The sequence below is a fragment of the Streptomyces lancefieldiae genome, from assembly GCF_031845825.1.
Classification (GTDB): Bacteria; Actinomycetota; Actinomycetes; order Streptomycetales; family Streptomycetaceae; genus Streptomyces; species Streptomyces lancefieldiae.
Window position 1 is genome coordinate 74,502 of record NZ_JAVRFH010000007.1, and the last position, 25,699, is coordinate 100,200.

The following is a 25,699-nucleotide window of genomic DNA, read 5'->3' on the forward strand; positions in this document are numbered from 1 at the left end:
CCGGCGGGGCGGGCAAGGTTCCGGAGAGCGCTCTCCCACCCCTCCGTGTCAAGGAGTCTCTCCATGCCCACTGTCGGCATACCTCCGGCGGTGCCGGTCCCACGCAGACCCGGTCGCCGCGGCCTCGTCGGCGTCCTGGTCACCGCTCTGGCCGCCGCCCTGCTCGCCGTCGTCCCCGCCACGCAGGCCCAGGCCGCGCCCGTGCTGTTGTCCCAGGGCAAGCCGGTCACCGCCTCCAGCCAGGAGCACCACGGCACCCCGGCGACCGCGGCCGTCGACGGCGACAACGGCACCCGCTGGTCCAGCGCCGCCTCCGACCCGCAGTGGATCCGCGTCGACCTCGGCGCCCCAGCCTCCCTCAGCCGGGTCGAGCTGCGCTGGGAGGCCGCCTACGCCAAGTCCTACCGCATCGAGACGTCCCAGAACGGCACCGACTGGTCGACTGCCTACTCCACCACCACCGGCGCCGGTGGCACGGAGACCCTGGACGTCTCCGGCACCGCCCGGTACGTCCGCATGCTGGGCACCGTCCGCGCCACCGGATACGGCTACTCCCTCTGGGAGTTCAAGGTGTACGGCACCACCGGCGACGACCCCGGCCCGGTCATCCCGGGCGGCGGCGACCTCGGCCCGAACGTGCACGTCTTCGACCCGTCCACGCCCGGCATCCAGGCCAAACTGGACCAGGTCTTCAAGGAGCAGGAGTCGGCGCAGTTCGGCTCCGGCCGGCACGCCTTCCTGTTCAAGCCGGGCACCTACGACAACCTCAACGCCCAGATCGGCTTCTACACCCAGATCGCCGGCCTCGGACTGCGCCCCGACGACACGACGATCAACGGTGACATCACCGTCGACGCGGGCTGGTTCAACGGCAACGCCACCCAGAACTTCTGGCGCGGCGCGGAGAACCTCGCCGTGAAACCGGTCAACGGCACCAACCGGTGGGCGGTCTCGCAGGCCGCCTCGTTCCGCCGGATGCACGTCAAGGGTGGCCTCAACCTCGCGCCCAACGGCTACGGTTGGGCCAGCGGCGGCTACATCGCCGACAGCGTGATCGACGGCCAGGTCGGCAACTACTCGCAGCAGCAGTGGTACACCCGCGACAGCTCCATCGGCGGCTGGTCCAACAGCGTGTGGAACCAGGTCTACTCAGGTGTCGAGGGCGCTCCCGCCACCAGCTTCCCCGAGCCCCGCTACACCACGCTCGACACGACGCCGATCTCCCGCGAGAAGCCCTTCCTCTACCTGGACGGCAACGAGTACAAGGTCTTCGCACCCGCCAAGCGGACCAACGCCCGCGGCACCACCTGGGCGGGTGGCACCCCGCAGGGCGAGTCGATCCCGCTGAGCAGGTTCTACGTCGTCAAGCCCGGCGCCACCGCCGCCACCATCAACGCCGCCGTCGCCCAGGGCCTGCACCTGCTCTTCACCCCCGGCGTCTACCACGTCGACCGGACGATCAACATCGACCGGGCGGGCACCGTCGTGCTCGGCCTCGGCCTCGCCACGATCATCCCGGACAACGGGGTGACCGCCATGAAGGTCGCCGACGTCGACGGCGTGCGGCTCGCCGGCTTCCTCATCGACGCCGGACCGGTCAACTCCCCGACCCTGCTGGAGATCGGCCCGCAGGGCGCGTCCACCGACCACGCGGCCAACCCCACCACCGTGCAGGACGTCTACATCCGCATCGGCGGCGCGGGCGCGGGCAAGGCGACCACCAGCATGGTGGTCAACAGCCACGACACGATCATCGACCACACCTGGGTGTGGCGGGCCGACCACGGCGAGGGCGTCGGCTGGGAGACCAACCGGGCCGACTACGGCGTCCGTGTCAACGGCGACGACGTCCTGGCCACCGGACTGTTCGTCGAACACTTCAACAAGTACGACGTCGAGTGGTACGGCGAACGCGGCCGGACGATCTTCTACCAGAACGAGAAGGCGTACGACGCCCCGAACCAGGCCGCCATCCAGAACGGTTCGACGAAGGGGTACGCCGCCTACCGGGTCGACGACTCGGTGGACACCCACGAGGCATGGGGCCTGGGCAGCTACTGCAACTACAACGTCGACCCGGGCATCCGCCAGGACCACGGCTTCAAGACCCCCGTCAAGCCGGGAGTGAGGTTCCACAGCCTCCTCGTGGTCTCCCTCGGCGGCATGGGCCACTACGAGCACGTCATCAACGACACCGGCGCCTCCACGGTGCCCGCCGGCACCTCGACCGTGCCCTCCACCGTCGTGTCCTACCCCTGAACGAACCGCCCGTCGGCCACGACTCCCCTCCGGGCCGGACGACACCCCCATGTCCCGGCCCGGAGGGGCCATCACCCGGCGCTCCCGCAGCCCGCCCCGTCGGCTCTCCCCAACCCGCCAGGAGCAGATGTGTCCACAGCCCCCTCGTACCGCAGACCACCCGGCCGCCGCGCCGTCCCCCTGCTCGCCCTCGGCGCGCTGGTGGCGTCGTCGCTCGCCCTCGCCGCCCCGCCCGCCCAGGCCGCGGAGACCCTGCTCTCCCAGGGCAAACCCGCCACCGCATCGTCGCAGGAAGGCGACGGATACGCCCCCTCGGCGGCCGTCGACGGCAACCTCACCGGCACCCGCTGGGCCAGCCGGTGGAGCGACCCGCAGTGGATCCAGGTCGACCTCGGACAGCGGTCCGACCTCAGCCGTGCCGTGCTCACCTGGGAGGGCGCGTACGGCAAGGGCTACCAGATCCAGGCGTCCGACAACGGCACGGACTGGCGGACCCTGAAGACCGTGACCGGCGGTGACGGCGGCACGGACGAGATCGCCGTCTCCGGCTCCGGCCGCTACGTCCGCATGCTGGGCACCGAGCGTTCCGGCGGCTACGGCTACTCCCTGTGGGAGTTCCAGGTGTACGGGACCACGGACGGCACGCCGCCCGCCGCAGGGGCGGTGAAGGTCACCGGCTCCCAGGGGGACTGGCAACTGACCGTCGGCGGCCGGCCCTATACCGTCAAGGGTCTGACCTGGGGCCCCGCCATCGCGGACGCCCCGAAGTACATGCCCGACGTCAAGTCCATGGGCGTCAACACGATCCGCACCTGGGGCACCGACGGCGGCACCAAGCCGCTGCTCGACAGCGCCGCCGAGCACGGCATCCGTGTCGTCAACGGCTTCTGGCTGCAACCCGGCGGCGGGCCCGGCTCCGGCGGCTGCGTCGACTACGTCACCGACACCACGTACAAGAACAACATGCTCACCGAGTTCGCCAAGTGGGTGGAGGCGTACAAGAGCCACCCGGCGACCCTCATGTGGAACGTCGGCAACGAGTCGGTGCTCGGCCTGCAGAACTGCTACGGCGGGGCGGAGCTGGAGGCGCAGCGCAACGCCTACACCGGCTTCGTCAACGACGTCGCCAAGAAGATCCACAGCATCGACCCCGACCACCCGGTCACCTCGACCGACGCCTGGACGGGAGCCTGGCCGTACTACAAGCGCAACGCGCCCGACCTGGACCTGTACTCGATGAACTCCTACGGCGACATCTGCGGCGTCCAGGAGGACTGGGAGGAGGGCGGCTACACCAAGCCGTACATCATCACCGAGGGCGGTCCGGCCGGTGAGTGGGAGGTGCCCGACGACGCCAACGGCGTCCCCGACGAGCCGACCGACGTGCAGAAGGCCGCGGGGTACACCAAGGCCTGGGACTGCGTCACCGGCCACCGGGGCGTCGCCCTCGGTGCCACCCTCTTCCACTACGGCGTCGAGCACGACTTCGGCGGCATCTGGTTCAACCTCGTGCCCGACGGGCTGAAGAGGCTGTCCTACTACGCCGTCAAGAAGGCGTACAGCGGATCGACCAGCGGTGACAACACCCCGCCCGTCATCACGGACATGGCCGTCACCCCGGCCGCGTCGGCCGCGGCGGGCGAGGAGTTCACCGTCCGCGCGGACGTGCGCGACCCCGACGGCGACCCGATGTCGTACAAGGTCTTCCTCAGCGGCAACTACGCGAGCGGTGACAAGCGCCTGGTGGAGGCCGAGTGGCGGGCCACCGGCAACGGCACCTTCGCCGTGAAGGCCCCGGAGAAGCTCGGCGTGTGGAAGGTGTACATCCAGGCCGAGGACGGCCGCGGCAACGCCGGCATCGAGACGAAGTCGGTCAAGGTCGTCGCCCCGCCGGTGACCGGCACGAACGTGGCGCTGAACAAGCCCACCACCGCGTCCTCCTTCCAGCCCTCGTACGGCGACTGCCCGTGCGAGCCCGCCAAGGCGACGGACGGCAGGGCGGACACGCGCTGGGCCAGCGACTGGAGCGACCCGCAGTGGATCCAGGTCGACCTCGGCGCCGCCACCGCCGTCCGCAAGCTCCAGCTCGTCTGGGACCCCGCCTACGCCAAGTCCTACGAAGTACAGGTCTCGGACAACGGCACCACCTGGCGCACGGTCCACACCACGACCGCCGGCAACGGCGACATCGACACCATCGACGTCGCGGCGACCGCACGGCACGTACGACTGCACCTGACGGCGCGTGGCACCGGCTGGGGCTACTCGCTGCACGAGTTCGGCATCTACAGCTGACGGCGAAGGGCGTCCGGCGGCGCCCTTCGCACCACCCCCACTCGGTACCTCGGCGGGCAAGGAGGCCCCATGAGACCACGTTCGAAACTCCCCGCGCTGCTGCTCGGCAGCGCACTGATCGCAAGCGTGCTCGGCGTCGGCACCGTCGCCACGGCGGCCGGTCCCGGCGGCGCCCCGGCCGTGTCCGCCGGCGCTCACACCGGGCACACGACGGCGGTGTCGACCCGGGCGTCCGCCGACGATCCCGACGGCGACGGGTACATACCGGCCGTTCCCCCGGTCACCGGCGTGACCCCGTCCGAGGCCACCCCGCCGCCGCGCTACCACAAGGAGTTCCAGGCCAACTGCGCCGTCACGCACACGGCGCCGGACGACCCGATCGTGTACCCGGGGCAGCCGGGCAGGTCCCACGACCACACGTTCATGGGCAACACGACGACGAACGCCGGCAGCACGACGGCGAGCCTCTACGGCGGCGACACCACCTGTCTCGCACCGGCCGACGCCTCCGCGTACTGGATGCCGTCCCTGTACAAGGGGGACAAGAAGATCCTCCCCGTCGGCCCGCAGGTCATCTACTACAAGGCCGGGGTCACCGACTACACCAGTGTGCGGCCCTTCCCCAAGGGACTGCGGTACGTCGTCGGCGACCCCCTGCAGAGCGCTCAGGAGTTCCGCGGCCACAAGGGCTTCGTCGAGGGCTGGGAATGCGGTGACAGCTTCTTCAACGTCGACATCCCGGCGAGCTGCCCGAGCCGGCCCGACGTCCAGCTCAACATCCGTTTCCAGGCACCCAGTTGCTGGGACGGCAAGTACCTCGACACCCCCGACCACAAGAGTCACATGGCCTACCCGGTCGTCAAACCCGGCACCAACGACAACATGTGCCCGGCCTCCCACCCGGTGGCCCTGCCGATGATCGAGTTCAAGATGGCCTTCCCGGTCAACGGCGACATGCGCGACGTCCGTCTGGCCAGTGGACGCGGCTACTCCTTCCACTACGACTTCTTCAACGCGTGGGAGGAACGCACCCTCAAGGCGTTGGTCGACCACTGCATCGTGGGCGGCCTCCAGTGCGACACGCGCGGCTACGACCAGAACCACCCGGAGCGCGGCGCGGTGCTGGACGCGGAACACCGGCTGCCCTGACCCGGCCGGTTCCCCAGGGGCCCGACCACCCGCTCGGCGCGGGTGCCGTCGGGTCCCTTCCGCTGCCCGCGTGCCTCCGTGTGCCGACGGCCCGGGGAAGGGCTTGACGGAAGGGAGGAGCTCGTCAAAGGGTTGGGAGAGCGCTCTCCCGCAGGCGGGGAGCGGAAAGTGGGGCGGGAATGGACGACGGGACACTCGATCGGCTCATCGGAAGGCTGAGCCTCGGGCAGAAGGTGCGCCTGCTCACCGGCGCGACGACCTGGCGCACGGCCGGTGAGCCCGGGATCGGACTGCGGGAGATGGTGACCTCGGACGGGCCCGCCGGGGTGCGCGGCGAGGCATGGGACGAGCGGCGCACTTCGGTCCTGCTGCCCTCCGCCTCCGCACTGGGGGCGATGTGGGACGAGGAACTGGTGGAGCGGCTCGGGGGCCTGCTCGCCACCGAGGCCGCCCGCAAGGGCGTCGACGTGGTGCTGGCCCCCACGCTCAACCTCCACCGGAGCCCGCTGGGCGGCCGGCACTTCGAGTGCTTCTCCGAGGACCCGGAACTGACCGGCCGCACCGGGGCCGCGCTGATCCGGGGCATCCAGGCCCTCGGGGTGGCGGCCACCGCCAAGCACTACGTCGGCAACGACTCCGAGACCGACCGGCTGACCGTCGACGTCCGGGCGTCCGAACGCGCTCTGCGCGAGGTGTACCTCGCTCCCTTCGAGGCAGCGGTCGAGGCCGGGGTGTGGCTGGTCATGGCGGGCTACAACGCCGTCGGCGGCACCACCATGACGGCCAGCCCGCTCCTGGCGGAACCCCTCAAGGGAGAATGGGGGTTCGACGGGGTCGCCGTCTCCGACTGGGCGGCCGTGCGCACCACCGAGGAAACCGGTCGCGCCGCCCTCGACCTGGCGATGCCGGGCCCGGACAGTCCCTGGGGCGCGTCGCTGGTGCGGGCGGTGAAGGACGGCCTGGTCGCCGAGGAGGCGGTCGACGGGAAGGTGCGTCGGCTGCTCCGGCTCGCCGGCCGCGTGGGCGCGCTGGAACCGCGTCGCCCGCGCCGGGTACCGGCGACGGCGTCCCGGGACACCCGGGCGCTGCTGCGCCGCGCCGTCAGTGCCGGTTCGGTGCTGCTGCGCAACAGCGACGTCCTGCCGCTCGACATCGCCGGGCTGTCCACCGTCGCGGTCGTCGGCGTGCACGCCGCGTCCCCGCGCGTCCAGGGCGGCGGCAGCGCGGGCGTCTTCAGCTCCGACGTGGTCACCCCGTTGGCGGGCGTCCGGGCCCGGCTGCGGGGGCGGGCCCGGGTGGTGTACGAGCCCGGTCCGGCACCGGGGTTCCCGCCCGCCCCCCTCGACACCGACCGGTGCACCGACCCGGAATCGGGTGCCCCCGGCGTGCTCCTGCGGGTGCTGGACGCGGCGGGGCGGCAACTGCACGCGGAGCACCGGCTCTCGGGCCGGCAGTTGGAGCCGGACCTGCCTCCCGGCGCGCACACGGTGGAGATCCGCGCGGTGCTGCATCCCCGTCAGCCGGGAGAGTGGACGTTCGGTGTCGGGGGCTTCGGACGCATGACGCTCACCGTCGACGACCGCATGCTCCTGGACGGGGAGTTTCCCGGTGACACGGACGACCCTGCCGTCGTCCACGTCAACCCACCGCTGCACACGGCACGGACGGTACTGACCGGCAGGCGACCCGTGCACGTGGTGGCCCGGCGTGAACTGGTGCCCGGCCGTGGACGCGCCACCGTCGTCGCCGCGGCGCCGCCGGAACCGGACCCGGCGACCGCGGTGCGGGACGCGGTGCGGGCGGCCCGGGAGGCCGACGCCGCGATCGTGGTCGTGGGCACCACCGAGCACAGCGAGACCGAAGGGTACGACCGCGCCGGGCTGTCGCTCGGGGGACACCAGGACGAGCTGGTCCGCGCGGTGGCCGCCGCGAATCCGCGCACGGTCGTGGTCGTCAACAGCGGCGGTCCGGTCGAGCTGCCCTGGCACCGGGAAGCGGGCGCCGTGCTGCTCACGTGGTTCCCGGGACAGGAGGCCGGTGCGGGGCTGGCCGACGTCCTGTTCGGCCTCGCCGAACCCGGCGGCCGGCTCCCCACCACCTGGGCGGCTTCCCTGGCGGACGCGCCCGTCACCCGCACCCGGCCGGTCGACGGCCGGCTCGACTACGCCGAGGGACTGCACATCGGTCACCGGGCGTGGCTGCGGGCCGGAGGCGAGCCCGCCTACTGGTTCGGTCACGGACTCGGCTACACGACGTGGGAGTACGCGTCCGTGGAGGCTCCCGCGCACGTCGCGGCGGGCGAGCCTTTCACCGTCCGGGTGACGGTGCGCAACACCGGCACCCGCGCCGGGCGCGAGGTCGTACAGGTCTACCTGGCCCGCCCCGATTCGGCGGTGGAGCGTCCGGTGCGCTGGTTCGCCGGATACGCGGCCCTTCGGGCGGAAGCGGGCCGGACGGTGTGTGCCGAGGTGGTGGTGGGTCGGCGCGCCCTGCGGCACTGGTCGGAGACGGACCACGGCTGGGTCACGGAGGCCGGCACCTACCGGCTCATGGTGGGCAGATCGTTGGGAGACACGCGGTGGGAGGGGCGGGTTACGGTCAGCGGCCCCTGAGGGGTGGGGCGGTCGGTCCAGGCAGGCGTTGGCCGGGGGCCGCAGCGCCGGCCCGGGGGCTGCGTGGTGTCATGGGGCGTTCTCCCCGGGGGCCGCGCCCTTCGGCCGATGCCTGGGCCTCACCTCCCGTGGCCCGCGGTGGGGGCCGGCTTCGCCGGGTCCGTGGCTCAGGACCCGGGGCCGGCGCCTGCGCGGGACCCCTTCCGCAGCGGCGGGAGCCACGGGCCGCGGCGGGTCCGGCCGCCCCTGGAGGACTCCGCCGGGGCGGCTGGTACCGCTCACTGCACCGAGCGCTCCCGCAGGGCCGTCCGCCACGCCGGGTCCTGTTCCACCGGTTCGGCCTCCTCCGGCCGGCCGCCCCGCGCGAAGAAGCCGGCGAGCGGCAGGACCGCGGCGCCCACGGTGACGGCGTCCGGCCCCAGGGTGCCGAGGTCGATGCGGACGCGGGATGCGGGGTGGGCGAGGGCGTACGAGGTGGCGTGTGCCGTCACCGCGTCCAGGAAGCGCCGACCGAGCTGCAGTCCGGCCCAGCCACCGACCAGGATGCGTTCGGGCTGGAAGAGGTTGATCAGGTCGGAGAACCCGGCGCCGAGGTACTCGGCGGTCTCCTCGAGGACACGTAGGGCAGTGGCATCGGGTTCCGGGCCGGTCCCCGCCGCGTCCGGATCCGGGTACGCGGCCGCGAGCATCGCGGTGAGCGCGGTCTCCTCGTCCGCGCCCGCGGGCGGCCGCCCGCCCGCCTCCGCCCAGCGTTGCAGCAGCGCCTCCGCGCCCGCGTACGCCTCCAGACAGCCCAGGGCGCCGCAACGGCACCGGCGCCCGCGCACCCGCACCGTCAGATGCCCCCACTCCACCGCTCGGGCCGGCCCCATGTCGTCACCGACGACGCAGGCGCCGACGCCGGAGCCGAAGAGCACCACCGCCACGCTCTGGGCGCCCCGGCCGGCGCCGAACCACATCTCCGCCTGGCCCAGTGTCTTGGCACCGTTGTCGATGTAGTAGGGCACGGTCTCGGGCACGATCCGGGACTCGCGCAGCAGCCGCTCCAGGGGAACGGCGTCCCAGCCGATCGTCTGGCCGTGCACGACGGCGCCGTCCTCCGGGGTCCTGGCGACGATGCCCGGCACTCCGATCCCGACGCCGAGCAGCCGCTCCGTCGCGATGCCGGCCTCGTCCAGCACCTCGCGGATGCCCTCGCGCAGATGCGTCACGACGACGCCGACGTCGTAGCGGTCGAGGCGGCTCGGGCCGTCGGTCTCCAGCGGTTTCTCGACCCGTGCCAACTCGGTGAGGGCGAGGTCGAAGAGCTCGATCCGCACCCGGGTCTCGCCGATGTCGACGCCGATCATGTACCCGCTCCGCGCGCTGACGCGCAGCAGCGTGCGGGGCCGGCCGCCGGCCGAGTCGACGCTGCCGGCCTCCTCCACCAGCCCCTCGGCGACCAGCTCGGAGACCACGTTGCTCACCGAGCCCGAACTCAGCCCGGTGGCCGGCCCCAGAGCGAACCGGCTGAGCGGCCCGTCGAAATACAACCGTTGCAATACCGCGGTGCGGTTCTCCCGCCGCAGGTCACGCACTGTACGGCCACTGCGCACTTTCACCCTGTCCCCTCGTTCCGAAGTCGTCACCGCGACTTACCTGTGGCCGAGCCCTTGACGCGCCCTTCCACCTGAAGCTTAACTCACCTCCTAAATTAAGTCGTGGCGGCTTGAGGGTGCGCGGGGCGCTGCCCCGGCCCGCCTCCACGAGCGATCTCATCACCTCCCGGAAGGCCTCTGGAGTCATGCGCAGAATCAGAGCCGCAGCCGTCGGCGCCGTCACCCTCTCGTTCGCCCTCACCGTGGCGGCCTGCGGCGGGGGGTCGTCCGGCACCGAGGGTTCCAACGAGCAGCCGAAGACCCTGACTTACTGGGCCTCCAACCAGGGCGCGAACCTGGAGGTGGACAAGAAGGTCCTCCAGCCGGAGCTCGACAAGTTCGAGAAGCAGACGGGCATCGAGGTGAAGCTGGAGGTGGTGCCCTGGGGGGACCTCCTCAACCGCATCCTCACCGCCACCACCTCCGGTCAGGGCCCGGACGTCCTCAACATCGGCAACACCTGGAGCGCCTCGCTTCAGGCCAGCGGTGCCCTGCTGCCCTGGGACGCGAAGAACTTCGAGGCGATCGGCGGCAGGGACCGCTTCGTGGAGTCCGCGCTCGGCTCCACCGGCGTCCAGGGCCAGGACCCGGCCGCCGTGCCGCTGTACTCCATGGCCTACGCGCTCTACTACAACAAGAAGATGTTCGCCGACGCCGGCATCGAGAAGCCGCCGGCGACCTGGCAGGAGCTGGCCGAGACCGGCAAGAGGCTCTCCAAGGACGGCAAGTGGGGACTCGGCGCCGAGGGCTCCAACCTGTCGAACAACATCCACCAGGTCTTCGTCCTCGCCAAGCAGCACGGCGCGGACTTCTTCACCCCCGAGGGCAAGGCCGACTTCACCTCCGACGGCGCCGTGGCGGCGGTGAAGCAGTACGTCGACCTGATGGCCGAGGAGGAGATCGTCGCGCCGGGCAACGCCGAATACGCGCAGAACCAGTCCCTGAGCGACTTCGCCAAGGACAAGACGGCCATGGTGCTGTGGCAGACGGCTTCGGCCACCTTCGCGTCACAGGGCATGAACGAGGACGAGTGGGGTGTCGCACCCGCCCCCGTGCAGTCCGGCGCACCCGGCCCGGGCAAGGCCACCAACTCCATGGTCGCCGGCATCAACATGGCCGTCTTCAAGAACACCAAGAACATCGACGGCGCCAAGAAGTTCGTGAACTTCATGACCAGCGACGAGGAGCAGGTCATCCTGAACAAGGCGTACGGTTCGATCCCGCCGGTCAAGACCGCGCAGCAGGACCCGGCCTTCAGCGCGCCGGCGCTCGCCGTGCTCAGGGACACCCTCGCCACCAGTGCCACCGCGCTGCCGCAGGTCCCCGAGGAGTCCCAGTTCGAGACCGTCGTCGGCACCGCCGTCAAGGAACTCTTCGCCGACGCCGCCGCCGGCCGTGCGGTGACCACCGAGTCAGTGCGGGCGGGGCTCGAGAAGGCCCAGCAGCAGATGCCCAAGAAGTGAGCACGGACACCCTCATGACGACCACCGCTGCCCTCAGCGCAGGCGAGCGGACGGCGCGGAAGAGCGCCCCCGGGACGGCGCCGCGCAGACGCCGCCCCGGGCGGCTGCGCCGCATCGGACTGCCGTACCTGCTGCTGCTCCCCGCACTGCTGCTCGAACTACTGGTCCACCTGGTGCCGATGGTGATCGGCATCGTCGTCAGCTTCAAGGAGCTGACCCAGTTCTACATCCGCGACTGGGGCACCGCTCCCTGGGCCGGTTTCGACAACTACTCCCTGGCAGTCGACTTCGACGCCCCCGTCGGCGAGGCGCTGCTGGGGTCGTTCCTCACCACCTGCCTGTTCACCGTGTTCTCGGTCGGCCTGTGCTGGCTGATCGGAGTGGCCGCGGCGATCTTCATGCAGGAGACCTTCCGCGGCCGGGGCATCCTGCGCACGCTCTTCCTGGTGCCGTACGCGCTGCCCGTCTACGCCGCCGTCATCACCTGGGCGTTCATGTTCCAGCGGGACAACGGCCTGGTGAACCACGTGCTGCACGACCAGCTCGGCCTCACCGACAGTGCCCCGTTCTGGCTGATCGGCGACAACAGCTTCATCGCCCTGCTCGTCGTCTCGGTGTGGAAGGGCTGGCCCTTCGCCTTCCTCATCATCATGGCCGGGCTCCAGAACATCCCGAAGGACGTCTACGAGGCCGCCGCCCTCGACGGCGCCGGTGTCTGGCAGCAGGTCCGCCGCATCACCCTGCCGGCGCTGCGCCCCGTCAACCAGGTCCTCGTCCTGGTGCTGTTCCTGTGGACCTTCAACGACTTCAACACCCCCTTCGTCCTGTTCGGCAAGGCGGCACCCGAGGCCGCGGACCTGATCTCCATCCACATCTACCAGTCCTCGTTCCAGACCTGGAACTTCGGTACGGGCTCCGCGATGTCGGTGCTGCTGCTCCTGTTCCTCCTCGTGGTGACGGGCGTCTACCTCTGGTTCACCTCCCGAGGATCCCGAGGAAGGAAGGCCACCGATGCCTAGCCCAGCCGTCCGCCGACCGCGCTCACCGATGGCCGCCCCGCGGTCCTTCCTGTGGAGCCGGCGGATCTTCCTGACCCTCCTCACCGTCTTCGTGCTGCTGCCGGTGTACGTGATGGTCTCCAGCTCGCTGAAGCCGCTGGAGGACGTGTCGGGGAAGTTCACCTGGATCCCCTCGGGCCTCACCGTCCGCCCCTACTTCGACATCTGGGACACGGTCCCGCTGGCCGACTACTTCATGAACTCGCTGATCGTGGCCGGTGCGGCGACCGTCTGCTCCGTCACCATCGCCGTGTTCGCCGCCTACGCGGTCAGCCGCTACTCCTTCCGCGGCAAGCGCGTCTTCACGGTGACGGTGCTGTCGACCCAGATGTTCCCCGGCATCCTGTTCCTGCTGCCGCTGTTCCTCATCTACGTCAACATCGGCAACGCCACCGGCATCGCGCTCTTCGGCTCCCGCGGCGGCCTGATCCTCACCTACCTCACCTTCTCCCTGCCCTTCTCCATCTGGATGCTGATCGGATACTTCGACTCGGTGCCCAGAGACCTCGACGAGGCGGCCAAGGTGGACGGCTGCGGGCCGCTCGGCGCCCTCTTCAGGGTCATCGTGCCCGCCGCGATCCCCGGCATCGTCGCCGTCGCCGTCTACGCGTTCATGACGGCCTGGGGCGAGGTCCTCTTCGCCTCCGTCATGACCAACGACACCACCCGCACCCTCGCCGTCGGCCTGCAGGGCTACTCCACCCAGAACGACGTGTACTGGAACCAGATCATGGCCGCCTCACTCGTCGTCAGCCTGCCGGTCGTCGCCGGCTTCCTGCTCCTGCAGCGCTACCTCGTCACCGGCCTCACCGCCGGCGCCGTGAAGTGACCGCCGGGGCACCACCGCCGCACCACCCGACCATCCCAGAGAGGCTCTCTGTGTCCGAATCGTTTGACCTCGCCGCCTTCCCCGCCGACTTCGCCTGGGGCACGGCCACCTCCGCCTACCAGATCGAGGGCGCCGTCGCCGAGGACGGCCGGGCACCGTCGATCTGGGACACCTTCTCCCACACCCCGGGCAGGATCGACAACGACGACCACGGCGACGTGGCCTGCGACCACTACCACCGGTGGCCCGAGGACATCGACCTGATGAGGCGGCTCGGCACCGACGCCTACCGCATGTCCGTCGCCTGGCCCCGCGTGATGCCCGCCGGTGACGGACCGGTCAACGCGGCCGGCCTGGACTTCTACGACCGTCTCGTCGACGCCCTCCTCGACGCCGGCATCACCCCCAACGTCACCCTCTACCACTGGGACCTCCCCCAGGCCCTCCAGGACCGCGGCGGCTGGACCGCACGCGACACCGCCGAACACCTCGCCGACTACGCCTCCGCCGTCGCCGCCCGGCTCGGTGACCGCGTCACCCGGTGGGCCACCCTCAACGAACCCCTCTGCTCCGGCTGGATCGGCCACCTGGAGGGCCGCATGGCACCCGGCCTGACCGACCTGACCGCCGCCGTGCACGCCTCGTACCACCTGCTGCTCGCCCACGGCCTCGCCACCCGGGCCATCCGCGCGGTGGCCCCCGGCGCACAGGTCGGCCTGGTCACCAACCACTCCACCGTCGAGGCCGCCTCGACCCGCCCGGAGGACATCGCGGCGGCCACGCGCATGGACGGCCACACCAACCGCTGGTGGCTCGACCCCGTCTACGGTCGCGGCTTCCCCGCCGACATGCGCGAGCTGTACGGCGTGGAACTGCCCGAGCGCCCCGGCGACCTGGACACGATCGCCGCGCCCCTGGACTGGCACGGCCTCAACTACTACTTCCCGGCGACCGTCACCGACGACCCCCAGGGCCCCGTCCCGTACGCCCGTGAGGTCCGGCTGCCCGACGTACCGCGCACCGGCATGGACTGGCAGATCGACGCCGGGGGCCTGGAGGCCCTGCTGCTGCGCCTGACCGACGACTACGGGGTCCGCCAGCTGTACGTCACCGAGAACGGCTCCGCCTTCCCGGACAACGTCTCGCCCGACGGCGCCGTCCACGACCCCGACCGGGCCCGCTACCTCGAGCAGCACGTGAGCGCCTGCGCCCGGGCGGTCCGCAAGGGAGTGCCGCTGGCCGGCTACTACGCCTGGTCCCTCCTCGACAACTTCGAGTGGGCCTACGGCTACGACAAGCGCTTCGGCCTCGTCCACGTCGACTACGCGACCCAGACCCGCACCCTCAAGACCAGCGGCCTGCGCTACGCGGAGATCATCCGTGCCCACCGGGAGTCCCACGCCTGACCGCGCGGGGGTGTCCGCCCGGCGGACGGTGTGCCGGATCAGGCGGACTCGCGTACGACCAGTTCCGGTTCGAAGACGAGGGTGCGGGGTTCGGTACGGGCGCCCTGGACCTGCTCTCCGAGCATTCCGGCCATGGCCGCCGCCATGTCCTCCACCGGCTGGCGCACGGTGGTCAGCGGCGGCCGGCACGTCACGGCGATGCTCGAGTCGTCGAACCCGACGACGGCGACGTCCTCCGGTATGCGCCTGCCCAGTTCCCGCAGGACTTGGCAGGCGCCCTGGGCCATCAGGTCGTTGGCCGCGAACACGCCGTCCACAGCGGGGTGGTCCTCCAGCAACGTGGCCATGGCCGCCGCCCCGCTGTCGAGGGTGAAGGCGCCCGGCGCCACCGGAGGGCTGTCCTGCCCGGCGCGGACCAAGGCGTCGCGGAATCCGGCGAGGCGTTCTCGGCCGGCCCTGAGATCCAACGGAGCGCTGATCACCGCGATACGGCGACAGCCGCGAGCCAGGAGGTGCTCTCCGGCCAGGCGTCCCCCCTCATAGTGGTCCAGATCGACGCAGCTGACCGGTGTCCCCCGGGTGGGACGTGCGAACAGCACCGTGGGGACACGGGCGGAGAGGAGCATGTCCGGCAACGGGTCGTCCGGTTGCACGGACACCACCAGCACGCCGTCCGCACTGCCCTGCCGCACGTAGTCGACCACCTGCGTCCTGGCCGCCTCCGACTCGGCGAACAGCAGCACCGGTTGCATCGCGCGTGCCCGGAGATACCCCACCACGCCGTTGACGACACGGCCGAAGAACGGGTCGGCGAACACCCGGCCGGCGAAGGCGTCGCCCGCACCGGAGACGATGAGCGCCACCGTCCCGGTGCGCCGGGTGACCAACGCCCTCGCCGCGCGGTTCGGTGTGTAACCCGTCCGCTCGATCGCGCTGCGGACCAGGTCCTGGATGCTGGGGTCGACGTTGCGCACCCCGTTCACGACCCGCGACACGGTGGCGCGGGAGACCCCCGCCTCCCGCGCGACATCCTCCAGCGTCGGGGCCTGCCTGTTCATAGGGGGAACTCTAACGCCGGGCACTCTCACGGGCACAGGGCGGCAGACCCTGGACCGTCACGCTGACCAGTGACGCAGCCGGTGCGGAGGTGCCGGTGAGAAGCACGACAGCAGGACGAGCGGGGCGGCGGTGAACCACGTCCGGACACATGACCGCTTCCGGCGCATGGGCATCGGTGTCGCACTGATGGAGCGCGCCAGAGGCGTTGCGTTCTCCCCATGCGGACTCATGCCCCGACGGGAGCGGGGACTGCACGCGCGCCGTCCATGACCGCCACCAGTACGGCGCTGTCGCCGAACTGCCAGACCGGCACGACATGGGCGAAGCCCGCCCGGCGCAGCAGGTCGGTGTGGCGGTGCATTGTCACTCGCTCGTCGCACCCGTTCCCGGCGTGGACGGCCTGGCGCCGTCTGCGTTCGTCGAGCAGGTCGGCCAGTTCGGGGTCCCGGGCCGCGGCGTCCCACCAGGTTCGCCAGTCCTCCCGTGCGCGTGCGAGGCCGCCCGTACGCTCGGACCTGCGACGGCCCACGTGGGCGGTGAGGTCGGCGCACCGTGCCGCGCCCGGCGGAAAGTGGTCCCCGTTGACCAGGACGCCGCCGGGGCGGAGCAGAGACGCCAGGGAACGGTACGTGCGCAGCAGCGCCTGCTCGGGCAGGTAGTGCAGCGCGGTCGTCGAGACGGCGGCGTCCAGGGGGCGTTCCAGCCCGAGGGCGTCGGTCCAGCCCTCCTCGCCGATGACGGTGTCGACGTAGCGGGCGGCGTCGGCGTGGTGGGTGCGCCCCAGTTCCAGCAGGAGAGGGTCCATGTCGGCGGCGACGACTTCGGCGTGCGGGAAACGGCCGGCGAGCCGGGCGGCCAGGGAGCCGGGGCCGCACCCCAGGTCGAGCAGGAGCGGCCGGGTACGGCCGGCGGTGGTGTGCTCGACGACGTCCGCGATCACGGTGAACCGCTCCTCGCGGTCCACCGCGTACCGCTCCTGCTGTCGTTCCCAGCGCTCCACCCAGGCCCTGGCCGTCGCCATGCTCACGCCCATCGCTTGCGCCACCTCATCCGTCTCTCATCCGTGCGTAGGCACAGCCCAACCTACAGGTGGAAACGGTTATCAGTTGCCATTCATGTCAACGACGCGAGGACGTTCAGCAGGCGGTCGATCTCCTCCGCCGTGTTGTACACGTGCAGGCTCACCCGCACGGATCCGTCCCGCTCGTCGGTGCCGGCCTGGCAGAGGCTGTCGGCGCGGACCATGAAGCCGTGACTGTAGAGGATGAATCCGAGGTCGTCGGAGGGGATGTCGCGGTGCCGGAAGGTGACGATGCCGTGGCGGCGCTGGGCGGTGGGCAGTGCGGAGCCGGCGTCCAGGCTCGCCGGGCAGCCGAGGACCTCGTACGGGCCCAAGTGCCTGAGCCGGTCCGTCAGCCGGGTGGTGAGCGTGGTCGTCCAGCGCGCGATCCGCTCGACTCCGGCCGCGTCGAGCCAGTCGAGCGCGGCCCGCAGGGAGACGATGCCGACCGTGTTGGGCGTGCCCTGCCAGCCGTCCGGCCGGAACGCGGGACCCCGCGCGTTGCGCGCCCAGACCGCCCCCGAACCGGGCAGGGCCATCGCCTTGTGCCCGGAGAAGACCACGAAGTCGACGTCGAGCGAGGGGTCGTCGAGGTGGACGGGCTGATGGCCGATGCTCTGCGCCGCGTCCAGGCAGATCGGTACGTCCGGGCCGACCGCTTCGCGGATGCGGTGCACGTTCATGTCGCCGCCGTAGACGTGGTGGACGTGGGTGACGGCCACGAAGCGGGTCCGCGGTCCGACGGCCTCGGCAAGGGCCCGGTGGTCGTAGTCACCGGAGATCGGCTGGCACGGCAACGCCTGTACGCGGACGTCGGCACCGCGCTCGGCCAGCAGCCGCCGGGCCTCGAGCCAGGGGTCGAGATTGGCCCGGTGGTCGGCGTACGGCACGAGGATCTCGTCGCCGTCGGTGAGGTGGGGGACGAGCCAGTCGCGGGCGACGGAGCGCAGGCCCCCGGTGGTGCCGCTGGTGAAGTGGACGCCGGAGCGGCCCGGTTCGGGGTCGTGGAGGAACTCCTTGACCCGCTCCCGGGTCGATTCCACCAGTTCCGTGGTCCGGTTGGCCCAGGGGTAGGTGCCGCGGCCGGCGTTGGCGTTCGACGTCGTGAGATACGTCTGGACGGCCTCCAGTACGGCACGTGGCTTCTGCGACGTCGCCGCGCTGTCGAGGTACGCCAGCTCGGGGTGGGCTCCGATGATCGGGAACTGCTCCCTCAGTTCCCGCTGCCAGGACAGGTCTTCCCCACCGTCCGTGCCGGGAAGCGGCTGGGCCGCGCTCATTCGCGCACCAGCGGTGCGCCCGCGTCCCGCCAGGCGACGATCCCTCCGGCCAGGCTGCGGGCGTTCGGGTGGCCCATCCGGGTCAGCGCGGCGGCGTAGCGCAGTGACTTCTCCCCGACGGGACAGGCGAGCAGCACGGGGGTGCGCTTGCTGAAGGGGAGCCCGCCGCGGAGCAGGTCCTCGAACACCTCGTCGACGATGTTGATCGAGCCCTCGATGTGCAGGGCGGCATAGGCGTGCGGGCTGCGCAGGTCGACGACGAGCGGCCGGGGATCGCCCGTGACGGTCCAGTGCCGGGCGTCGTCGACAGCGATGACGCGAGCCTCCGCGCGGGCCTCCGCCTCGGTGACGGCTGATGCGGCTCGTCCCCGGTCCATCCGGCCCAGGAGTTCCGGGCGTCGCCGGCGCACATAGCTCAGGTAGCTCTCGGCCCGGTCGCACACGATGAATACCGCCGTCCGGCGCTGCTGCGTCCCGTCCAACTCGGCGTCGGCGTGCCGCAGTTGCCGCACCGCTCCTTGGTAGGCGGCGCCGCCGGTCGGTCCGGACAGGAGTCCGCAGCGACGGATGAGGGTGAGCATCCCGTCGATGGCCTCGTCCGAGGTGACCGACTCGATGGTGTCGTACGTCGCCGGGTCGAACAGGCCGACTTGGTGGACCTCGTCGATGGTGCGGATGCCTGGTATGAAGTCCGACTTGTGGGCGACCAGGCCGAGGACCCGCACCCGCGGGTCGTGCTCGCGCAGGACCTTGGCGACACCGGTCGACGAACCGGCCGTGCCGACGCAGGTGACGAACCAGTCCGGCACCCGGCCGTCCAGGTCCTTCACTATCTCGGGACCGGTGCCCATGGCATGGGCCTCGACGTTGCGAGGGTTGAAGTACTGGTCGGTGTGCAGATACGTACTCCCCGGGTCGGAGAGCGCCCGGTGGAAATGCGTCAGCGGGTCGTCCGTGTCGGTCGGGTCGAGGCACTCGCTGCGCCCGGGAAGTTCCTCGATCTCGGCGCCGAGGAGCAGCAGGAGTTCCTTGATCTCGGGTACGCGCATGCGGTTGGTGACGCTCTTGAACCTCAGGCCGTGCATACCGGCCAGCAGGGCAAGGGCCTTGGCCGTGTTGCCGCTGGAGAGCTCCACGACCGTCCCGTCACCGTCGGCCGCGGCCTCCAGATGGGGCCGGGCCATGTGCCAGGCGGGCCGGTCCTTGACGGACCCGAACGGGTTGAGCATCTCCAGCTTCGCGTAGAGGTCGATGTTGCGCAGCCCGTGCACGGCGGGATCGATGCGCACCAACGGGGTGTTGCCGATCGCCTCCGTGATGCTGTCGTACCTCATCCGGGTGTTCCTCCCAAAGCTGTGATCGGCCAGTAGTCCTCGTCGGGGCACCAGCGCCAGGAGTCGCCCTGGCCCTCCACCGCGACCGTCCGCGCGAGCGGCTGCCGCTGCGCGTGGTGGGCGTGGAAGTCCATGGCGTACCCGGCGGTGTTGGCGAAGGCCAGCAGGTCCCCCGCGTGCGGCAGCCGGGGCAGGAAGACGATGCGGCGGGTGATGAGATCGCCTTCCAGGCACAGGTTGCCGGTGAGGTGGACGCCGACCGGTCCCTCGTCACCCGGCGCCGTTTCGCCGCGCGGCAGCAGCACGGGGTCCACGAGGACTCCGTGCTCCTCGAGGCTCATGTCTCCCGCGTTCATGCCGAGGCGCACGAGGTGGTGCCCGGAGTCCGAGTCCGCGGGCCGCACGTCCAGCACGCGCGCCAGCGACAGCCCGCACTGATCGACCAGGGAGCGGCCGGGTTCGATGTACAGGTCGTGGAGGTGTTCCAGCAGGAGGGTGGCCGACGGCCGGCCCAGCACCGGTGCCGGCAGTGAGAGCAGCTCGTCGAGGTAGCCGGGGCCGGCGCTGGGGCGGTGAGCGGGGTACAGCGCCGCCGCTCCGCGCACCGTGCCGCCCTCGTTGTGCAGCCCGTAACCGTGACCGCGCCAGGTCAGCGGCGGGCGGACACCGAGCACCGCCTCGGTCAGCGCGGTGGTCCACCGCTCCCACTCCTCGGCTTCGGCGACGTATCCGACGCCGAATCCGCCCCCGATGTCGAGGGCGCGCGGCGCGAGTCCCCGTGCCCGGCACTCGTCCATGAACAGCACGCACTGTTCCAGCGCCCGTGCCTTCTCCTCCACGCCGGTGGTGTCCAGGTGGTAGGCGGCGCCGGTGAACTCCACGGCATCCGCGCAGCGTTCGAGCACCGACAGCACGGACTCCGTCTCCCGCACCGGGGTGCCGAAGCGGCTGCGCCGGGAGAGCAGCCGGGTGCCCGCTCCCCCGTGCCCGGAAGCGGACTCGAATCCGGCCAGGCGCACCAGTACGGAGACCCGGCCGAGACCGTGCGTGCGCACCAGGCCGGAGAGTCGTTCCAGTTCTCCGGGCGAGTCCACGTTGACCGTCGCTCCCACGCGCGCCGCCAGCCAGAGGAACGCGGCGTCCTTGGGACCGGTGGCCATGATGCGGTCCCCGGTGAACCCGCAGCCCAGTACGTGCTTCAGCTCCTCAAGCGACGCGACGTCGACACCGACGGCGGCCGGGTCCTCGGTCGCCAGCCGCCGCACCAGGGCGCTGGACCGGTTCGCCTTGTGCGCGAAGTACACGCGCCCGGTCAGACGGTGGCGGCGGTAGACGGCACGGAAGCGGGCGGCGTTCTCGGCGACGGCCTCGGGGAGCAGCACGTTGAGCGGAGACCCCAGCGCGTCGACGAGCGAGTGCAGGAAGGGCCGGTCCGTCAGCAGTGAGGCGAGCGGCGGATCCACCCTCGGCCTCAGATACAAGGGCGCATCCACGTGAGACCCCTCCCGTGTCGGCCGACCGTCGCCCCGACGATCGTTCGGGAGTAGTCGTTTCCAGGTACACCGGCCGCTAAGCCTCACCGGGCCGTGCCCGGGGTGACATCGCGTACTCAGGAGGGGGAGGTGGTGAGTATGCGGTTGAGCGCGCTGTCGGGGCGGCGGGTGAGTTCCTCCCAGGTTCCCTCTTCCGTGATGCGGCCCTTCTCCAGGACGGCGATGCGGTCGGCACGGCGGACGGTCGCGCGGCGGTGCGCGATGACGATCGTGGTACGGCCCTCTTCCCGTAGTGCGGTGGCGAGTTGGGCGTCGCCGGCGTTGTCCAGGTGGGCGGTGGACTCGTCGAGGACGAGGACTCTCGGGCGGACCAGCAGCGCTCGGGCGAGGGCGACGCGGGCCCGCTGGCCGCCCGAGAGCGTCGCACCGCGCTCGCCGACGAGGGTGTCCATCGGGGCGATCTTGCCGACGCCGCACAGACGCGCCGTCGTGGCGAGCAGTTCGTCGTCCGCCTCGGGTGCGGCGAGCCGCAGGTTCTCGGCGAGGGTGCCGTGGAAGAGGGGCGTCTCCTGTCCCACGAGCACCACGGCCCGCCGCAGTTCCGCGTCGCTCACCTCCCGCACGTCCACGGGGTCCCCGTGGGCGGACAGTAGCTGGACCGCCCCGGCGGAGGGGTCCCAGAACCGGGCCAGCAGGTGGGCACAGGTCGACTTGCCGGCGCCCGATGCGCCGACCAGGGCGAGTGTCTGCCCCGGGCGGACGGTCAGCTCGACGCCGTCCAGCACGGGCTCGCCGCCGTAGTCGAACCTCACCCGGTGCAGCCGGATGCCCAGCGGTCCGGGTGGCAGAGCGCGGGGTGCGGCGGGCGGTGGGGCGAGGGCGGGAGCCTTGACAGCCGCGCCGACCCGGGCGGCGGCGGCGCGCAACGCCACGGCCTGGCTCAGGGAGCGGGCCGACTCCGCGACCGGACCGAGGACGGACAGGGCCAGTGCCATCGCCGCCGGGGCCCATGCGCCGTGCAGTCGTCCGGAGGTCACGGACTGCGCCGCCGCGGCCACCACGCCGAGGACCGCCGCCGCGATGAGGAGGTCGCGCACCGCTGCGGCGACCGCCTCCCAGGTGGCCTCGGCGCGCTGGGCGTCACCCACCTGCCGCCCCCGTTCCGCCAGCTTGCGGCGGCGTTCCGTCAGAGCCCCGAAGGAGAGCAGGTCACGCAGTCCGTCGACGGTCTCCACCGTGTCGGCCGACAGGCGGGCGACGGCCTTGCGGGTGCGGTTGCCCCGCGCCGCGCGGGCGCGTGCGTCGGCGAAGGGGGCCGCGGCGAGCAGGACGGCGACCGGCAGGACGGCAGCGGGCAGCCACGGCTCCACCGTGGCGAGGACCACGGAGCCGCCGGTGAACATGGTCACCGCCGCCAGCAGCTGGGCGGTGGTGTGGGCGTAGAAGAACTCCAGGGCCTCCACGTCGGCCATGGCGGTGGCCGCGAGGTCGCCGCTGCGCCGGCCCGCGACCCGGGCGGGCGCGCTGCGGGCGAGGCCGTCGAAGACGCGTACCCGGAGAGCGGCCAGCACCCGGTAGGCCAGGTCGTGCGAGAGGTCCATCTCCCGCCAGGTCATCAGGGCGCGTACGAGGACGAGGGCGACGAGCGCGGTGACGGTGACCGCCGTGGGGGCACGCCCTTCGAGGACGGCGGTGCCCACGGTGTGCGCGGCCAGCGTCAGCAGCGCGACGAGGGAGCCCTGTTCGAGGAGCGCGGCGGCGCAGGTGCGGGCCGTCATGGCGCGGTGCTCGGCGAGGGCGGGGAGGAGGGCGCGCAGTGCGCCACGCGCGGGCGCCTCCGCGTCGGTGGTGTGGGTGGTGTCGGCGGTGATCATGCGGCGAGTTCTCCTCGGTGGGCGTGGCCCGCCTCGACGAGCCGCGTGTAGACGCCGCCGGCCTCGACCAGGTCGGCGTGCTCGCCGACGGCGTCCACCCGTCCTTCGTCGAGGACGACGATGCGGTCGGCGTGCCGGACGGCGGCCAGCCGGTGTGCGACCACCAGGACGGTCCGGCCGCTCGCGGCGTTCAGCAGTTCCCTGGCTATGTCCGCCTCGCGGCGCTCGTCGACCGCGCTCGTGGCCTCGTCGAGGACGAGCACCGGTGCGTCCGCCAGCAGGGCCCGCGCGAGGGCGAGCCGCTGGCGCTGGCCGCCGGAGAGGGTGGCGCCCCGTTCGCCGAGGACGGTGGCGTAGCCGTCGGGGAGGGCGGCGATCTCGTCGTGGATGCCGGCGACGCGGGTCGCGCGGGTGAGGTCGCCGTCCGTGGCGTCCGGCCGGGCCAGGCGCAGGTTCTCGGCGATGGTGGCGTGGAAGAGGTACGTCTCCTGCGACACGACGGCGATGCCCTGCCGCAGCGATGGGAGCGAGTAGTCGGTCGTAGGACGCCCGTCGAGGGTGACGCGGCCTTCCTGCGGGTCGTGGTGACGCAGGAGCAGGGCCAGGAGGGTGGACTTGCCTGCGCCGGAGGGGCCGACGATCGCGGTCGTCCGTCCTGCCTGTGCGGTGAAGGAGACGCCGTTCAGGGCGGGCGCCGGTGCGCCGTCGTAGGTGAAGGAGACGTTGTGGAAACGCAGTTCGGGCGGTGCCTGCCAGTGCGCGGACACCGCTCCGGTGTCGGGCACGGCCGGTTCGGCGGTGCGCAGGGCCGCGAGACCGTCTGCGGCCGACACCCCCAGGTATCCGGCGTGCCACTCGCGGGCCAGGTCGCGGACCGGCCGGAAGCACTCGGAGGCCAGCAGCAGCACCAGATAGGTGCCGGTCGCCGTGGTGGATCCGGTGACGGCCGACCAGCACGCCAGGAGCGCGGCGGCGGCGGTGCCGCCCTGGACGGCGAGGTCGGTGATGCCGGTGTCGACCAGGGACACCCGCAGTTTGGCGACGGTCGCCCGGTGCAACGCCGCGGACCGCTCCTCCAGGCGTGCGCGGGTGCGCCCGACAGCGCCGGCGGCACGGAGGGCGGGCATGCCCTGGAGGGCCTCCAGGTAGTCGGCGCCCAGTCCTTCGTAAGTGTCCCAGTGCTCCTTGCCGCGGGCGGCGAGGAGCCGGTCCCAGGCGCGCGGCCCGGCCAGGGCCAGGAGCAGGGCGGGGACCAGGCCGAGGAGGGCCCGCGGTTCGACCACGGCCAGGGCGGCCAGTACCAGGGGCGGCACCGTGAGGGTGACCAGGAGCTGGGGCAGGTAGCGGGAGACGTAGGCGTCGACGCCCTCCACTCCGTCGACGAGAGTGGTGCGGACGGCTCCGGCCCGCGCGGTGCTGAGGTGAGCGGGTCCCAACCGGCCCAGGTGGGCCAGGAGTTCGTCCCGCAGGGCCACCCTGACCCGGGCCCCGGCCCGGGTGGCGGTGCGCCGCTGCCACAGGGCGAGCCCGGCGCGGGCGGCGACGACGGCGAGCACCGCGGCCAGCAGCCATGGGAGCCGGCCGGTGTCGCCGCGGGGCAGGTCGGCGAGCGCGAGGGCCAGCAGTACGGCCTGCGCCAGGTGGGTGAGGGTGACGGCGCCCTGCAGCAGGGTGGCCGTGAGCAGGGGGCGCCGGGCGCGCCCGGCGGCGCGGCGCAGTTCGGGGTGGACGATCACGTGGTGTTCTCCTCGTCGGCGTGGCGGGTGCCGAGGGCCAGCGCGTGGACGACCCAGTCCCGGCCCGGCGCGGCTCCGAGGGCGGCGCCGAGGTCCGCCTGCTGCCAGGAGCCGACGGGCCGGGCGGCCAGTCCGTGGCGCCGGGCGGTGACATGGGCCAGGTGGACGGCGAAGCCGGCCCGCAGGTGGGCGCGGCGGATGTGCGGGGCGTCGGCGTCGGTGGGGCAGCCGTGGGCCAGCAGCACGGCGCCCGCCTTGGCGATCCACGCCTGGCCCGCGGCCCAGGCCGCGAGCGTCGGTCGGGAATCCCCCGCCGCGTACCGCCGCAGAGTCGTGCCGTCGGCTGCCGACCGCACCAGACCGGGCCGTGGCGGGCCGACCGCGGCGCACCAGCGCAGGTCGACCGTGCTCGCCCGTTCGGCCGTGGTGAGGACCGCCCGCAGTGCGTCCTGGGAGGGGGCGCCCGGCAACGGCGGTGGGGTACTCCGACGCGCCAGCAGCTCGGCGGGGGTGGGCGGTCCCCCCGACGGCTCGGGCACGCGGGCGCTGCCGGCCGGGTACGCCGGGCCCGGCCCGTCGGGCGGCGGCACGTGCACGGCGGCCAGTGGCCTCTCGGCGAGTCCGTCCAGCGACACCCGGGGATACCTCACTCCGAGCGCACGCGCCGCGAGGAACAGGGCCGCGGCGGCGTGCCCGGTGTCCAGCAGCAACAGGGGCCAGGCTCGGTGGCCGTAGTGGGAGGCCGTGCGCCGTGCGGTGACGGAGAGTTCGACGACCACGCCCGGCGGTGTGCCGTCGGGTTGCCCGCCGAGGCGGTGGACGCGGTGGCGCAGTGGGTCGTAGCCGTAGCGGCCGGGCGGCAGGGAGCAGCCGGTGCCCACGAGCAGTTCGGTGTCCACCGGGTGCAGCGCGCCGGCGGAGGGTGCGGGCCTGAGCCGTCCGGAATCGTCCGAGGCCGCCAGGGCGAGACGCAGCAGGGCCTGCACATCGAGGTCCGCCGGGCCGGCCGGCGGGATGGGGAGCGGGGGCCCCGGCCAGGTCCGGACGGCTGTTCCGGCGGGCGTGTCGGGGCCGGGGTGCTCCGGGGAGCGGGCGCGGGCGAGGGCGGCGACGAGGTCCACCGGGCGGTCCTCGCGGGGTTGTTCCACGGTGCTC

17 protein-coding genes are annotated in these 25,699 nt (G+C 72.2%); 8 read left to right on the forward strand and 9 right to left on the reverse strand.

What is annotated here, in order from left to right; translation table 11 throughout:
- The first annotated feature begins 63 nt into the window (after positions 1–63).
- The 4 genes from RM812_RS09230 to RM812_RS09245 all read left to right on the forward strand — a co-directional run bounded on the left by RM812_RS09230 (position 64) and on the right by RM812_RS09245 (position 8,315).
- Positions 64–2,259: a discoidin domain-containing protein gene (locus RM812_RS09230; RefSeq protein ID WP_311571927.1), complete on the forward strand. Its 2,196-nt coding sequence runs from the start codon at positions 64–66 to the stop codon at positions 2,257–2,259.
- A gap of 129 nt (positions 2,260–2,388) precedes the next feature.
- Positions 2,389–4,554, forward strand: a complete 2,166-nt coding sequence (locus RM812_RS09235; protein ID WP_311571928.1) for a discoidin domain-containing protein — start codon at positions 2,389–2,391, stop codon at positions 4,552–4,554.
- A 69-nt stretch (positions 4,555–4,623) separates the two neighbouring features.
- Positions 4,624–5,703 carry a DUF1996 domain-containing protein gene (locus RM812_RS09240; RefSeq protein WP_311571929.1) on the forward strand — a complete coding sequence of 360 codons (1,080 nt, stop codon included), beginning with the start codon at positions 4,624–4,626 and terminating at the stop codon, positions 5,701–5,703.
- A gap of 179 nt (positions 5,704–5,882) precedes the next feature.
- Positions 5,883–8,315: a beta-glucosidase family protein gene (locus RM812_RS09245; protein ID WP_311571930.1), complete on the forward strand. Its 2,433-nt coding sequence runs from the start codon at positions 5,883–5,885 to the stop codon at positions 8,313–8,315.
- A 278-nt stretch (positions 8,316–8,593) separates the two neighbouring features.
- Here RM812_RS09245 and RM812_RS09250 read toward each other — a convergent pair whose 3' ends face one another.
- The gene (locus RM812_RS09250) at positions 8,594–9,916 is read right to left on the reverse strand and encodes an ROK family protein (RefSeq protein WP_311571931.1); all 1,323 of its coding nucleotides are present in this window, start codon (positions 9,914–9,916) and stop codon (positions 8,594–8,596) included.
- A gap of 182 nt (positions 9,917–10,098) precedes the next feature.
- On the opposite strand from RM812_RS09250, the gene RM812_RS09255 reads away from it, so the two are divergent.
- From RM812_RS09255 to RM812_RS09270, 4 genes are read left to right on the forward strand one after another with little or no spacing between them, the layout of a single operon-like run.
- Complete coding sequence (locus RM812_RS09255) at positions 10,099–11,415, forward strand: ABC transporter substrate-binding protein (protein WP_311571932.1); 1,317 nt, start codon at positions 10,099–10,101, stop codon at positions 11,413–11,415.
- A 14-nt stretch (positions 11,416–11,429) separates the two neighbouring features.
- Positions 11,430–12,434, forward strand: a complete 1,005-nt coding sequence (locus RM812_RS09260; RefSeq protein ID WP_311571933.1) for a carbohydrate ABC transporter permease — start codon at positions 11,430–11,432, stop codon at positions 12,432–12,434.
- 28 nt (positions 12,435–12,462) lie between these two features.
- Positions 12,463–13,302 (forward strand): carbohydrate ABC transporter permease, encoded by an 840-nt coding sequence (locus RM812_RS09265; protein WP_311572087.1) that lies wholly within the window; start codon positions 12,463–12,465, stop codon positions 13,300–13,302.
- 50 nt (positions 13,303–13,352) lie between these two features.
- Positions 13,353–14,708 (forward strand): GH1 family beta-glucosidase, encoded by a 1,356-nt coding sequence (locus RM812_RS09270; protein WP_311571934.1) that lies wholly within the window; start codon positions 13,353–13,355, stop codon positions 14,706–14,708.
- 38 nt (positions 14,709–14,746) lie between these two features.
- Here RM812_RS09270 and RM812_RS09275 read toward each other — a convergent pair whose 3' ends face one another.
- The 8 genes from RM812_RS09275 to RM812_RS09310 form a co-directional block, all read right to left on the reverse strand.
- On the reverse strand, positions 14,747–15,766 hold the full coding sequence (locus tag RM812_RS09275; RefSeq protein WP_311571935.1) for a LacI family DNA-binding transcriptional regulator: 1,020 nt from the start codon (positions 15,764–15,766) through the stop codon (positions 14,747–14,749).
- A gap of 227 nt (positions 15,767–15,993) precedes the next feature.
- Positions 15,994–16,800: a class I SAM-dependent methyltransferase gene (locus tag RM812_RS09280; RefSeq protein WP_311571936.1), complete on the reverse strand. Its 807-nt coding sequence runs from the start codon at positions 16,798–16,800 to the stop codon at positions 15,994–15,996.
- 80 nt (positions 16,801–16,880) lie between these two features.
- Entirely contained in the window at positions 16,881–18,107 is a 1,227-nt protein-coding gene (locus RM812_RS09285; RefSeq protein WP_311571937.1) for an aminotransferase class V-fold PLP-dependent enzyme, read from the reverse strand.
- Positions 18,104–19,441: a pyridoxal-phosphate dependent enzyme gene (locus RM812_RS09290; protein WP_311571938.1), complete on the reverse strand. Its 1,338-nt coding sequence runs from the start codon at positions 19,439–19,441 to the stop codon at positions 18,104–18,106. The genes RM812_RS09285 and RM812_RS09290 overlap by 4 nt, the downstream gene beginning before the upstream one ends.
- Positions 19,438–20,934: a Y4yA family PLP-dependent enzyme gene (locus RM812_RS09295; RefSeq protein WP_311571939.1), complete on the reverse strand. Its 1,497-nt coding sequence runs from the start codon at positions 20,932–20,934 to the stop codon at positions 19,438–19,440. Before RM812_RS09295 ends, RM812_RS09290 begins: the two co-directional genes overlap by 4 nt.
- Before the next feature lie 116 nt (positions 20,935–21,050).
- Positions 21,051–22,808 carry an ABC transporter ATP-binding protein gene (locus tag RM812_RS09300; protein ID WP_311571940.1) on the reverse strand — a complete coding sequence of 586 codons (1,758 nt, stop codon included), beginning with the start codon at positions 22,806–22,808 and terminating at the stop codon, positions 21,051–21,053.
- Positions 22,805–24,544, reverse strand: a complete 1,740-nt coding sequence (locus RM812_RS09305; protein WP_311571941.1) for an ABC transporter ATP-binding protein/permease — start codon at positions 24,542–24,544, stop codon at positions 22,805–22,807. The genes RM812_RS09300 and RM812_RS09305 overlap by 4 nt, the downstream gene beginning before the upstream one ends.
- A complete protein-coding gene (locus tag RM812_RS09310) occupies positions 24,541–25,692 on the reverse strand; it encodes a nitroreductase family protein (protein WP_311571942.1) in 1,152 nt (383 codons plus the stop codon). Before RM812_RS09310 ends, RM812_RS09305 begins: the two co-directional genes overlap by 4 nt.
- Positions 25,693–25,699 lie beyond the last annotated feature (7 nt).

Excerpts from the sequence above, each read along its gene's own strand:
- RM812_RS09300 (WP_311571940.1), bottom strand. The coding sequence starts at position 22,808 with ATGATCACCGCCGACACCACCCACACCACCGACGCGGAGGCGCCCGCG.
- RM812_RS09265 (WP_311572087.1), top strand. The coding sequence starts at position 12,463 with ATGGCCGCCCCGCGGTCCTTCCTGTGGAGCCGGCGGATCTTCCTGACC.
- RM812_RS09285 (WP_311571937.1), bottom strand. The coding sequence starts at position 18,107 with ATGAGCGCGGCCCAGCCGCTTCCCGGCACGGACGGTGGGGAAGACCTG.
- RM812_RS09260 (WP_311571933.1), top strand. The coding sequence starts at position 11,430 with ATGACGACCACCGCTGCCCTCAGCGCAGGCGAGCGGACGGCGCGGAAG.
- RM812_RS09240 (WP_311571929.1), top strand. The coding sequence starts at position 4,624 with ATGAGACCACGTTCGAAACTCCCCGCGCTGCTGCTCGGCAGCGCACTG.
- RM812_RS09230 (WP_311571927.1), top strand. The coding sequence starts at position 64 with ATGCCCACTGTCGGCATACCTCCGGCGGTGCCGGTCCCACGCAGACCC.
- RM812_RS09245 (WP_311571930.1), top strand. The coding sequence starts at position 5,883 with ATGGACGACGGGACACTCGATCGGCTCATCGGAAGGCTGAGCCTCGGG.
- RM812_RS09290 (WP_311571938.1), bottom strand. The coding sequence starts at position 19,441 with ATGAGGTACGACAGCATCACGGAGGCGATCGGCAACACCCCGTTGGTG.
- RM812_RS09275 (WP_311571935.1), bottom strand. The coding sequence starts at position 15,766 with ATGAACAGGCAGGCCCCGACGCTGGAGGATGTCGCGCGGGAGGCGGGG.
- RM812_RS09255 (WP_311571932.1), top strand. The coding sequence starts at position 10,099 with ATGCGCAGAATCAGAGCCGCAGCCGTCGGCGCCGTCACCCTCTCGTTC.
- RM812_RS09280 (WP_311571936.1), bottom strand. The coding sequence starts at position 16,800 with ATGGGCGTGAGCATGGCGACGGCCAGGGCCTGGGTGGAGCGCTGGGAA.